Here is a 12,667-nt window from a genome sequence, read left to right as displayed (position 1 = left end):
CGGCCTGTGATGCTCACTGTACCTTCGTACAGTTGCGCTTCTCGACCACAACTCGCTGCCGCTCGCTACGATTTTGTCAGGCGTCGATGTAGAGTAAACGATGGCGACATGTGCATGTCGCCCTGAACCACCAGATTAAAGAGGCATATGATGACCGTAGGAGCATACGAAACTAATTTTGCCGGCGAAGGTTTGCGCGTCGGTATCGTCCAGGCACGATTCAATGAAATCGTCGGTGGTGGCTTGCTGTCGGCATGCCTGGAAGAGTTGAGCAAGCTGGGCGTGGCCGATGAAGATATCCTGCACGTGACCGTGCCGGGCGCCCTGGAAATCCCACTGATTCTGCAAAAAATGGCGGAAACCGAGCAATTCGACGCCCTGATCGCACTGGGCGCCGTGATTCGCGGTGAAACCTACCACTTCGAGCTGGTATCGAACGAATCGGGCGCGGGCATCACGCGCGTCGGTCTCGATTACGGCATCCCCATCGCCAACGCAGTGTTGACGACGGAAAACGACGAGCAGGCGGAAGTACGCATGCTGGTCAAGGGAGCCGAAGCGGCACGCGTGGCAGTGGAAATGGCTAATCTGGCGCAAGCGCTGGAAGAGTTGCAAGAATCCGAGGAGGACTAGCCGTGTAGTGAACGTCCGATAAAACGCCCATAGCTGCGTTGCAAGCCCTCGCCGTACATTCGTACTGTCTTCGGGCTCGCGCCTTGCTCTGAGCATTTTCTCGAACGTTCTGACACGCGGTTGGCTGCGGCGCGTTGAAAAGCGCGCCGCGGTGTCTCGCCGGAATTTGTAGTGAACACGTACTTAAGAACAGGTAACAATCATGACTGAGAAAAATTTGCTCGCCAATCCCAGCAAAAACCGCACGCCGCGTCACCGCGCGCGCGAGTTTGCGCTGCAGGGCTTGTACCAGTGGCTGCTGAACAATGAAGACGCGACTACCGTCGTGAACAATATTCGCGCCGCGCATGGTTTCGACAAGGCCGATGGCGATCATTTCACGGTGTTGCTGTACGGCGCCATCAAGGATTCGCTGGCGTTGCGCGAAAGCATGGCACCCTTGATCGACCGCAATATCGCGGAACTGTCGCCCATCGAACACGGCATCCTGCTGATCGGCGCTTTCGAGCTGAAGAACAACATGGAAATCCCGTACCGCGTCGTCATCAACGAAGCGGTCGAGCTGGCCAAGTCGTTTGGCGGTATCGATGGCCACAAGTATGTGAACGGCGTGCTGGATAAATTGGCAGTGAAATTCCGCGAGGAAGAAGTCAACGCCAACAAGCGCAAGTAATAGAGAGAGCAGTTCCTGCGGCCAGTGCCGCAGGGCAATAAAAAAGCCACCGGCACTTGCGTGCGGTGGCTTTTTTACTGGGTGCTGCTTTTTGGATGCCCCTGTGAGGGCTTTTAAAGGGTCACAGGCCGGCGATCTCGTTGTGGGGCAGTACTTTGATGGTGATGCCGCTTTCCGCTGCCGGCGCCTTGGCTGGCGCTGGCGTGTTCGATGCCATCACCGGCGTCGTCGTCGGCACGCGCTGGCCGGCCGACACTTGTTTCAGGCGGCGGTATTCGGCCAGCACGCGCGAGCCGTAGCCCGAGTCGGTGGCGAAGTTGGCGGCGCCCACGTAGGTTTTGAGGCCCGCTTCGACGGAACCGCCACGCGTGACGTAATCCTTCAGGATCAGCGAACCGACGCGGATATTGGCGACCGGGTTCAGCGCCGCTTGCACGCCGCCCATTTCCTGGAAGCGCTCGTGGTGCACTTTCGACATGACTTGCATCAAGCCTTGCGCGCCGACGGGGCTTTCCGCGAACGGGTTCAAGCCCGATTCGATGGCCATCACGGCCAGGATCAGCAGCGGGTCCAGCTTGATTTCGCGGGCCGTCAGGTACGCCGTCGAGACGAGCATATTGGTCGCGTCGTTGGCCACGCGGTAGCGCTTGGAGAGCCAGTTGGTAACCCATTGCTGCTGCTTTTGCGTGCCCAGCAAGGCTTTTTCTTCCTTGGTCAGCGGGGTATCGCTGGCGGCGGCCGTCTGCACGGAAGCAGGCGCTTCCATCAGTGCGGACAGGGCCGGTGCTTCAACGGCTTGCGCCTCTGCCATCGGCAGCGGGAACAGGCTGTGCGTCAGTTGCTTGCCCAGGTCAGGGCGGAACATCAGCAGGGCGATCAGTGCCAGGGCGGAAATGCCGAAGACTGTCAGTGTGTGTTGTGCCGTGGTCAAAACGCCACGTGCTGAAATGGCCTGTGCGCGGGCGCGCAAACGCGCTAACGCTGGCTGGCCAGCCACGGTTGAAGCAGGCAATGCTGCTTCAGTGCTACGATGAGTCATAGAGTTCCCCGAAATGTCGCGTCAACAGGCAGTCCCTCCGCGGTCTCGCGGTGTTGTGGGTACTGCCAATGCCGTGCATCAGAAATATCATCGTTTCCGCCGCGTATGGATGCGTGCGAGAAACGCCGTCATTGCTTGCTTGAGCTGATCGGTCCCGTTTTTGGTATTGGATCAGTCGCAATACAACTTTTACCGGGGGTAAGGCAGACGCCTTTTGAAAACACTCCTTAAAATGTCATGTGGAGCCCCGACTCCGTGAATGAAAGAGAAACGCTAAAATCAAGCTCTGGGCCGGCGTGCTCTTTCAAGTTGGGCGAATTGTAGAAGCCGTTTTATATCAAGTCAATACTAACGAATCGTTTCTTTATTACTTTTATGTCTTACTTTTTGACTTGCATTGTGCCAAAAGCCAATAAAATCAATTACTTGGCATAGATCCTTCAGCAACGGCGTCCGACGTCAAAAAAAATTAAAAACACATGAAATATTCAGATTTGCGAGATTTTATTTCTCAACTGCAACAAATGGGTGAACTTAAGCCCATTTCGACCCCCATTTCACCGATTTTGGAGATGACGGAAGTTTGCGACCGCACCTTGCGCGCAGGCGGACCGGCCTTGCTGTTCAACAATCCGACGGGATACGACATGCCGGTGCTGGGCAATCTGTTCGGCACCACGCGCCGCGTGGCGCTGGGCATGGGCGCGGAAGACGTCAGCGAGTTGCGCAAGATCGGCCATGTGCTGGCGCGGCTGAAGGAGCCGGAGCCGCCGAAGGATTTCAAGGACTTGCTGGGACTCGGTTCCCTGGTGAAATCCGTGTGGGATATGTCGCCGAAGGAGTTGCGCGGCGCGAAGTGCCAGGAAATCGTCTGGGAAGGCAACGACGTCGACCTGGCGCGCCTGCCGATCCAGCATTGCTGGCCCGGCGATGTCGCTCCCCTGATCACTTGGGGCCTGGTGATTACCAAGGGCCCGAACAAGAAGCGGCAAAACCTGGGCATTTACCGCCAGCAAGTGCTGGGGCGTAATAAAGTCATCATGCGCTGGCTGGCGCACCGGGGCGGGGCGCTGGACTTCCGCGAGCACGCGATCCAGAGCAAGGGCAAGCCGTATCCGATCGCCGTCGCGCTGGGCGCCGATCCCGCTACTATATTAGGGGCCGTCACGCCGGTGCCGGACAGCCTGTCCGAATACCAGTTCGCCGGCTTGCTGCGCGGCAGCCGCACGGAACTGGTGAAAGCCATCGGCAGCGAGCTGCGCGTGCCCGCGTCCGCCGAAATCGTGCTCGAAGGCCATATCTATCCGGACGAAAACCATCCGAGCGGCTACGAGCACGCGCTGGAAGGGCCGTATGGCGACCACACGGGCTACTATAATGAGCAGGACAGTTTCCCCGTGTTTACCATCGACCGCATCACCATGCGCCGCGACCCGATCTACCACTCCACGTATACAGGCAAACCGCCGGACGAGCCGGCCGTGCTGGGCCTGGCCCTGAATGAAGTGTTCGTGCCGCTGCTGCAAAAGCAGTTCAGCGAAATCACCGACTTCTATCTGCCGCCCGAAGGCTGCAGCTACCGCATGGCCGTGGTGCAGATCAAGAAACAGTACGCGGGCCACGCCAAGCGCGTGATGTTCGGCGTGTGGAGCTTCCTGCGCCAGTTCATGTATACCAAGTTCATCGTGGTGGTCGATGAAGACGTGAATATCCGCGACTGGAAAGAGGTCATCTGGGCCATCACGACGCGGGTCGACCCCATCCGCGACACGACCCTGGTCGACAACACGCCCATCGATTACCTGGACTTCGCCTCGCCGGTCAGCGGCCTGGGCAGCAAGATGGGCATCGATGCGACGAATAAATGGCCGGGTGAAACGACGCGCGAATGGGGCACGACGATCGCCATGACGCCGGAAGTGAAGGCGAAGGTGGATGGCATCTGGCAAGAGCTGGGGCTGTAGAACGGCTGGGGTCAGACCCTCAACACCGCTGACGCAAAGGTCATTGCCAACTTGACCGGGGGTCTGACCCCGGATTTCAGCTTGCTTCCCCAATCGGGCGCAGGTCGGTTATAATTGTCCCCGGCGGGCCCCTGCGCATCGTGGCATGGCTAACCTGGTCAGGTCGGGAACGAAGCAGCCACGGCTATTAACCATGAGTGCCGCAGATCAGGCTCGCCTCCTTCGGGAATGTTTTATCAGGATCGACAAGCAAGCTGCCATGGGCAGCTTTTTTGCTTTTACGGCGCCATTTTCTTGCCGACCCGCAGCATTGCCGGGCTTGCCGTGTTTTCCATATTTCCAGCTGGCCATGTTATACAATTGCTGCTTTGCCGCGTTTGCCATTTTGAATGGCCCGGCCATGAGGCTTGCGCCCGCCGCGCAGGATCACCCGCAAAATCGCATGGTAAAATCTCAGCATGTCCTATCAAGTCCTCGCCCGTAAATACCGCCCCAAGAATTTCGAGACGCTCGTCGGCCAGGAGCACGTCGTGCGCGCGCTCACGCATGCCTTGCACAGCGGCCGATTGCATCACGCCTACCTGTTCACGGGCACGCGCGGCGTCGGCAAGACGACCCTGTCGCGCATCTTGGCCAAGTCGCTCAATTGCATCGGCCCCGATGGCACGGGCGGCATCACGGCCCAGCCGTGCGGCGTGTGCGAAGCGTGCACGGCGATCGACGCGGGACGCTTTGTCGACTATATAGAGATGGATGCGGCGTCGAACCGCGGCGTCGATGAAATGGCGCAGTTGCTCGAGCAAGCCGTGTATGCGCCAAGCAATGCCCGCTTCAAGGTCTATATGATCGATGAGGTGCACATGCTGACGAACCACGCGTTCAATTCCATGCTGAAAACGCTGGAAGAGCCGCCCGAGCACGTCAAGTTCATCCTGGCCACGACGGACCCGCAAAAGATACCCGTGACCGTGCTGTCGCGCTGCCTGCAGTTCAACCTCAAGCAGATGCCGCCCGGCCACATCATCAGCCACCTGGACAATATCCTGGGACAGGAAGGCATCGCCTTCGAACAGCCGGCCTTGCGCCTGCTGGCCCAGGGCGCCCACGGTTCCATGCGCGACGCGCTGTCGCTGACGGACCAGGCCATCGCCTATGCGGCCGGCGAAGTCACGCTGGACGCCGTGCAAGGCATGCTGGGCGCGCTCGACCAGTCGTACCTCGTGCGCCTGCTCGACGCGCTGGCGCAGCAGGATGGCGCCGATTTGCTGGCCGTGGCCGACGAGATGGCCTCGCGCAGCCTGTCGTATAACGGCGCCCTGCAGGATTTGGGCACTTTATTGCACCGCATTGCGCTGGCGCAAACCGTGCCCGCCGCCTTGCCGCAGGATTTGCCTGAATACGCGGATATCGTGCGCCTGGCTGGCGCGTTTGACGCGGAAGAAGTGCAGCTGTTTTACCAGATCGCCGTGCATGGCCGCAATGAACTGGGCCTGGCGCCCGATGAATATGCGGGCTTTACCATGACCCTGCTGCGCATGCTGGCCTTTCGGCCCGGCATAGGCGGCGCCGATGGCGTGCCGGCGGCACCGGCCGCGGCCACAGGCAACCGTCCCGCCGCCGTGGCCGCCGCGCGCGCCGCCGCTGGCGCATCCGCCCCGGCAGCCCGCGCCGCCACGAACAGCGTGGCCAGCCATGCCGCCGTGACCCCGCCCGCCGTCGTGGCCGCCGCTGCCGCCAGCATGGCGCGCAGCGAAGCGCCGCCGCCGCGCGCGGCTGCACCAGCGCCAGCCGCTGCACCGGCGCCGGCACCAATGGCACCGCCGCCCGCTACGCCGCCAGCGGCTGCGGCTGCCCCGGCAGCATCGGGCGTCCCGATCAGTTCCGCCCGCGCCGCCATCAATGCGGCGCTGGAAGCGGCCCGCGCCGCCTCGAAAGGCCGTCCCGGCAGCGCGCCGTCGGCGCCATCGTCGGCGCCCAAGCCGGCTGCACCAGCATCCGCGCCGGAGCCGGTCGCCGCGGCGCCAGCCCCGGCCGCACCCGTCCAGGCCGCGCCACCGCCGCCGCCCGCCGCCGCGAAAGCGCCTGCGCCGTGGGACGATGCGCCCCCAGTTGCCGTGATGGAAGCACCAGCGGCCGCTGCGGCGCCCGTGCAGCAGGCGCGTCCTGCCGCGCCGCCGCCAGCGCAGCCGGATGACGACTTGCCGCCGTGGGTCACCGAATTTTCCGACGACAGCGCGTCCGCCGCCGTGTCGGCGCCCGCCGCGCCAAGCAGCGAGCAGCCGGCCGTCGTCATGCCGCAGCGCGCCGCCAAGCAAGCCGCGCCCAGCGGGCCGTATGTGATCACGCCCGTGCCGGGCCTGGATTGGGACGGCAACTGGCCGGCCGTGGCCGCCGTGCTGCCCTTGCGCGGCGTGGCCCAGCAGCTGGCCGTGCAGGCCGAGCTGATCGAATGCCTGCACGACGGCCACAGCACCACGTTCCGCCTGCGCGTGCCCATCGACACGTGGCGCAGTCCCGCCAACGTGGAAAAACTGGCGGCCGCACTCACCGAACGCTTCGGCCGCAAGGTCGCGGTCGACACGGAACTGGGCGCCGTCTGGTACACGGCCAGCGCGGAAGCGCAGGCTCACCGCGAGGCGTGCCAGCTGCAAGCGGAAGCGACCATCGCCAGCGACCCCTTCGTGCTCGACATGAAGCGTGTATTCGACGCTTTTGTTGTGCCGGGAACGATTACCCCTGCACCGGCCGGCTCCGCCGCGCCGACCCTGCATTGATGATTAACACACTCACAAACTGAATTGAACGGAGCATTCTCATGATGAAAAATCAACTGGCTGGCCTGATGAAGCAGGCGCAAGCAATGCAAGACAACATGAAAAAGGCCCAGGAACAACTGGCGCTGGTGGAAGTGGAAGGCCAGTCCGGCGCGGGCCTCGTGAAAATCGTCATGACGTGCAAGAACGACGTCAAGCGCGTGTCCATCGACCCGTCGCTGCTGGCCGACGACAAGGACATGCTGGAAGACCTGGTGGCCGCTGCCTTCAACGACGCCGTGCGCAAGGCGGAAGCGACGTCCGCGGAAAAAATGGCAGGCTTGACTGGCGGCATGAACTTGCCAGCCGGCTTCAAAATGCCATTCTGATGTACTGCCGCATGCGCTCGATCCATGGCGCGGGGCAAGGTTGATCCATGTCCAAGTCGCTTGAATTCCTGACCGAGGCGCTGCGGCGCCTGCCCGGCGTCGGCCCCAAGTCGGCGCAGCGGATGGCATTTCATTTGTTGCAGCACGATAGGGAAGGCGCGGCCATGCTGTCGCGCGCCCTGTTCCAGGCCGTCGATGCCGTGCATCACTGCGGCCTGTGCAACACCTTTACCGAACACGAAGTGTGCGAGACCTGTCTCGACGAAGAGCGCGACAAGCGCTTGCTGTGCGTGGTGGAAACGCCCGCCGACCAGCTGATGATCGAGCAGACGCTCACCTACAAGGGCCTGTATTTCGTCCTCATGGGGAGATTGTCTCCGCTGGACGGCATCGGCCCGAAAGATATCCACCTGGAAAAATTGCTGAACCGCGCCAACGATGGCGTGGTCGGCGAAGTGGTGCTGGCCACCAATTTCACGAATGAAGGCGAAGCGACGGCCCACTACATCAGCGAAATGCTGAAGGCGCGGGGCTTGCGCGTGAGCCGTTTGGCCCGCGGCGTGCCCGTGGGCGGCGAACTGGAATACGTCGACGCGGGCACGATTGCCCGCGCGATGCTCGACCGCAGGGCAACCTGACTACAACATGACAGACGCTTGCGCATCTTCCGGCCCCCTCCAGGGCATCAAAGTCCTGGAACTGGGCACCCTGATCGCGGGGCCGTTCTGCGCCCGCATGCTGGCCGAATTCGGCGCCGACGTGATCAAGATCGAGTCGCCCGATGGCGGCGACCCCATCCGTACCTGGAGAGTGCTGAAGGACGGCACCTCGCTGTGGTGGTCGGTGCAGGCACGCAACAAGAAAAGTTTAACGCTGAACCTGAAGTCGCCCGAGGGCCGGGCGATTGCGCGCCAGCTGGCCCTGGAAGCGGACATCATCATCGAGAATTACCGCCCCGGCGTGCTGGAAAAGTGGGATCTCGGCTACGAGCAGCTCAAGAAAGAGAAACCGTCCCTCATCATGGTGCGCCTGTCCGGCTTTGGCCAGACGGGACCGATGAAGGACTTGCCCGGCTTCGGCGCCATCGGCGAATCGATGGGCGGCTTGCGCTATGTGTCCGGCTTTGCCGACCGCCCGCCCGTGCGCGTGGGCGTGTCCATCGGCGACTCCGTGGCGGCCCTGCACGGCGTGATCGGCGCCATGATGGCGCTGCGCCACCGCGACGTGACGGGGGGCCGGGACGGCGGCGAAGGGCAGATGGTCGACGTGGCCCTGTACGAATCCGTGTTCAACCTGATGGAGTCGCTGGTGCCCGAATACGACCAGGCGGGCGTGGTGCGCGAGCGCACGGGCGGTTCCCTGCCCGGCATCGTGCCCTCGAATACCTACACGACGGGCGACGGTGAAAACATCGTCATCGCGGGCAACGGCGACGCCATCTTCAAGCGGCTGATGCTGGCCATGGGCCGCATCGACATGGCGGGCGACCCGCAGCTGGCGCGCAACGACGGCCGGGTGGCGCGCACACAGGAAATCGACGACGCCATCGGCGCCTGGTGCGCCACGCACACGATAGACAGCGCGCTGGACGTGTTGAAGGCGGCCGACGTCCCCGCCGGGAAGATTTACTCCGTGCGCGACATGCTGAGCGACCCGCAATTCCTCGCCCGCGACATGTTCGAACAGCACCATTTCGCCGACGGCACGCCCGTCAAATTGCCCGCCATCAGCCCGAAACTGTCCGCCACGCCGGGCAAGACGCAGTGGCTGGGGCCCACCCTGGGCCAGCACAACGACGAGGTGCTGGCGTCGCTCGGCTATGATGCGGCCGCCATCGCGCGGCTCAAGACCGATGGCGTGGTGTAATTCGCTATTAACCCACAGAATTAAAGCTGGGGTCAGACCCGGCGGGTCTGACCCCGGAATTTGCTTCCCGACTTATTTGATACCGATCATGCCTCCATTGTTCCGCACCGCGCTTGCCCTGGCGTCCGCCGCCGTTCTTCTCTCCGCCTGCGCCAGCTTCTCCCACGACGCACCCATCGCGGGCTTGCGCCTGATCGGCGAACAGCGCATCGCCTTGAAATACCCGTTCGAGGGCACGACGGTGGGCGGCCTGTCCGGCATCGATTACGATGCGGCCAACAACAGCTGGGTGATGGAAAGCGATGACCGCTCGGAAATCAATCCGGCCCGCTTCTACCGCGCCGCGCTCGACTACGACAGCCGCGCATTTGCCGGCGTGACCTTCAACAGCGTGCATTTCTTCACGCAGCCCGACGGCAGCCGCTATCCGAACCTGGCCCATGCCAGGCTGGAGCAGGGCGACCAGGTGGCCGACATCGAAACCATCCGCGTCGATCCGCAGGATGGCAGCCTGTGGTACGGCAGCGAAGGCAACCGCAAGGTGGGTTTGCACCCGTTCGTGCGCCACGCCGATAGCGGCGGCCACTATCTGGCCACCTTGCCCACGCCCGCCATGTTCAAGGTGGCGAAGGAAGAAACGGGATCGCGCAACAACATGAGCTTTGAGGGGCTGTCGTTTGCCAGCGATGGCAAGAGCCTGTGGCTGGGCATGGAAGCGGCGCTGTACCAGGATGGCCCGCTGGCCACGCCGGACCACGGGTCGGTGGTGCGCATCACGCGCCTGGACCGCGCCGGCACCGTGCTGGGCCAGTACGCGTATCCGATCGAGCCGGTGGCCTCGCGGCCCGCGCCGGGGAAGGAAGCGGACAATGGCGTGTCGGAAATCCTCGCCGTCAACGATCACCAGGTGCTGGTGGTGGAGCGGGCCGGCGTGGAACACGCCGACGGCATCTACACGAATCACGTGCGCATCTACGAGATGGATACGCAGGGCGCCACCGATATCCAGGCCATCCCGGCTCTGGCGGGTGCAAGCTATGTGCCGGCGCGCAAGCGATTGCTGCTGGACCTGGAAAAGATCGGTTTGTCGCGGGTCGACAATATCGAAGGCATCAGCTGGGGCCCGCGCCTGGAAAACGGCCGCCGCAGCCTGGTGATGATTTCCGACGATAATTTCAACGCCCAGCAAGTCACGCAAATCCTTGCCTTCGAAGTGCTCTAGTTTCCACGCTGGCCAGCTGGCCCCGTTGCCTGGCCAGCATGGCCGTGATCGTGTCGTGCGGCGACGGATGGCCTAAAAAGTAGCCCTGCGCCATGTCGCAGCCGTATTCTTCCAGCATCAGCAGCTGCTCGTCCGTTTCCACGCCCTCGGCCACCACCACCATTTTCAAGCCATGCGCCATGGCGATGATGGCGCGCGTGATGGCCGCGTTTTCCGTATCCTGCGGCAAGCCGGCGATAAAACTCTTGTCGATTTTCAAGGCCCGCACGTCGAAGCGTTTCAAATAATTCATCGACGAATAGCCCGTGCCGAAGTCGTCGATGGACAGGTACACGCCGATGCCGCGCAATTGCTCCAGGGTCACCATGGTGGCGCGCGCATCGTCCATCAACGTTCCCTCCGTCAATTCCAGCTCCAGCAGGCGCGCATCGAGGCCCGTGTCGGCCAGGACCGACAGCACGATCTGCATCAGGTTTTCATCCTTGAATTGCTTGGCCGACAGGTTGACGGCCATGCGGATGGCGCGCCCGCCGTCGCTTTGCCACGCCTTGGCCTGGTTGCACGCCGTGCGCAGCACCCATTCGCCGATGGGCACGATCAACCCCGTCTCTTCGGCCAGCGGGATGAATTCCGTGGGCGAGATGATGCCCCGTTCGGGATGGCGCCAGCGCACCAGCGCTTCCACGCCGACGATCTGCGTGCTGGGCACGTCGATCTGCGGCTGGTACAGCAGGTACAGCTCGTTGTTTTGCAAGGCCTTGCGCAGCCCCACTTCCATCTTGACGTGGCTCATGATTTCCATCGTCAGCGAAGAGCTGTACAGCTTGGCGTTGTTCTTGCCGCAGTTCTTCGCGTGGTACATGGCCGTGTCCGCATATTTGAGCAGCGAGTTGCAATCCTCGCCATCTTCCGGATACAGCGAGATGCCGATGCTGGCCGTGACGAAAATCTCGTGTCCCTCGATCATGAAGGGCCGGCGCATGGCTTCCTTGACGCGGTGCGCCACGTTGAGCGCGTCTTCCACCCGCTCCAGGTCGGGAATCAATATCGTGAATTCGTCGCCGCCCAGGCGCGCCAGGTTGCTGCCGCCGAAGGTGGTTTCAAACTCGTGTTCGGCGCGCAGCACCAGGTCGCTGGGGCGGATGGTTTCGCGCAGGCGCTCGGACACCACCTTGAGCAAATGGTCGCCCACGTCGTGGCCCAGGGTGTCGTTGATGCGCTTGAAGGCGTCCAGGTCCATGAACAGCACGGCGAATTTCTTGTCGTGCTCTTTCGAGCGCAGCAGTTCGCGCTCCAGGGTTTCCAGGAACGCTTGCCGGTTGGGGATGCCCGTCAGGCTGTCGCAATACGCGAGGCGGCGGATCTGTTCTTCCGTGCGCTTGCGTTCGCTGATGTCGCGCACCAGGCCCAGCACCTCGTCGGCCCCCGTCGCCACCAGGCGCGCCTCGAAATGGCGCGTGCTGTCTTCGTGCGTGAGCGTGTAGTCGACCGAGCCGATATGCTGCGTGGCCAGCACGGCGTGCGCCTTGTCGAGCAGGCGCGCGGCGATTTCGGGCGGCAGCACGTCGCGGATATGGCTGCCCACGCAGTCGCTGAGGGAAAATCCCGCGCTGGCGTCGTGGCCCTGTTCGTAGTCGAGATAAAAGCCTTCGCGGTTCAGGCGGAAGAAGGTGTCGGGGATGGCGGCCAGCACGGCGCGGTTGTGCGCGTCGGCGATGCGCAGGCGGGCGATGGCGTCGCTGGCGCGCAGCACGTACAGCACGCGGTGGCCGAGGATGGGCCAGTTGATGGGCTTGGAAATGAAGTCGGTGGCGCCCACCTCGTAGGCGCGCGTGACGGCTTCCAGCTCGTCGCCGCCCGTGACCATGATGATGGGTACCGTGCCGCCCACTTCCTGGTGGCGGATTTCGCGGCACACGGCAAAGCCGTCCATGGCGGGCATGTCGACGTCGAGCATGACCAGGTCCGGCCCGCTGTGCTTGTAGCTGGCCAGAGCCTGCACGCCGTCCTCGGCCTCGATCACGTCCAGGCCCACCTGCGTGAGCATTTGCCGCATCAGCAGGCGCATCACGGGATCGTCGTCGGCCACCAGCACCAGGCCGCGGGGAGGGGAGAGGGGCGCTGTCAT

10 protein-coding genes and 1 other RNA gene are annotated in these 12,667 nt (G+C 62.9%); 9 read left to right on the top strand and 2 right to left on the bottom strand.

Going from position 1 to position 12,667, the window contains the following annotated elements; genetic code table 11:
- Positions 1-150: 150 nt before the first annotated feature.
- Entirely contained in the window at positions 151-633 is a 483-nt protein-coding gene (gene ribH, locus CLU94_RS05890; protein ID WP_099664961.1) for a 6,7-dimethyl-8-ribityllumazine synthase, read from the top strand.
- A 202-nt stretch (positions 634-835) separates the two neighbouring features.
- Entirely contained in the window at positions 836-1,306 is a 471-nt protein-coding gene (nusB, locus tag CLU94_RS05885; RefSeq protein WP_034759129.1) for a transcription antitermination factor NusB, read from the top strand.
- 121 nt (positions 1,307-1,427) lie between these two features.
- Here nusB and CLU94_RS05880 read toward each other — a convergent pair whose 3' ends face one another.
- Positions 1,428-2,345, bottom strand: coding sequence for a transglycosylase SLT domain-containing protein (locus CLU94_RS05880; RefSeq protein WP_180278601.1), 918 nt, complete (start codon positions 2,343-2,345; stop codon positions 1,428-1,430).
- 479 nt (positions 2,346-2,824) lie between these two features.
- On the opposite strand from CLU94_RS05880, the gene ubiD reads away from it, so the two are divergent.
- From ubiD to CLU94_RS05845, 7 genes are all read left to right on the top strand, one after another.
- Positions 2,825-4,309, top strand: coding sequence for a 4-hydroxy-3-polyprenylbenzoate decarboxylase (gene ubiD, locus CLU94_RS05875; RefSeq protein WP_071650179.1), 1,485 nt, complete (start codon positions 2,825-2,827; stop codon positions 4,307-4,309).
- 122 nt (positions 4,310-4,431) lie between these two features.
- Positions 4,432-4,530: signal recognition particle sRNA small type (ffs, locus tag CLU94_RS05870), an RNA gene on the top strand.
- 237 nt (positions 4,531-4,767) lie between these two features.
- Entirely contained in the window at positions 4,768-7,083 is a 2,316-nt protein-coding gene (gene dnaX, locus CLU94_RS05865; RefSeq protein WP_099664959.1) for a DNA polymerase III subunit gamma/tau, read from the top strand.
- A gap of 41 nt (positions 7,084-7,124) precedes the next feature.
- Entirely contained in the window at positions 7,125-7,451 is a 327-nt protein-coding gene (locus CLU94_RS05860; RefSeq protein WP_034759121.1) for a YbaB/EbfC family nucleoid-associated protein, read from the top strand.
- Between the two features lie 47 nt (positions 7,452-7,498).
- Positions 7,499-8,089, top strand: a complete 591-nt coding sequence (gene recR / locus CLU94_RS05855; RefSeq protein WP_034786598.1) for a recombination mediator RecR — start codon at positions 7,499-7,501, stop codon at positions 8,087-8,089.
- Positions 8,090-8,096: 7 nt separating this feature from the next.
- Positions 8,097-9,317, top strand: coding sequence for a CaiB/BaiF CoA transferase family protein (locus tag CLU94_RS05850; RefSeq protein WP_099664958.1), 1,221 nt, complete (start codon positions 8,097-8,099; stop codon positions 9,315-9,317).
- A gap of 88 nt (positions 9,318-9,405) precedes the next feature.
- Positions 9,406-10,539, top strand: coding sequence for an esterase-like activity of phytase family protein (locus CLU94_RS05845; RefSeq protein WP_099664957.1), 1,134 nt, complete (start codon positions 9,406-9,408; stop codon positions 10,537-10,539).
- Here the strand turns inward: CLU94_RS05845 and CLU94_RS05840 are convergent.
- Positions 10,508-12,667, bottom strand: a complete 2,160-nt coding sequence (locus CLU94_RS05840; protein ID WP_099664956.1) for a putative bifunctional diguanylate cyclase/phosphodiesterase — start codon at positions 12,665-12,667, stop codon at positions 10,508-10,510. The genes CLU94_RS05845 and CLU94_RS05840 overlap by 32 nt on opposite strands.

It is taken from the genome of Janthinobacterium sp. 13, from assembly GCF_002749695.1.
Classification (GTDB): Bacteria; Pseudomonadota; Gammaproteobacteria; order Burkholderiales; family Burkholderiaceae_D; genus Janthinobacterium; species Janthinobacterium kumbetense.
This window is presented reverse-complemented; position numbering and strand designations above follow the sequence as displayed.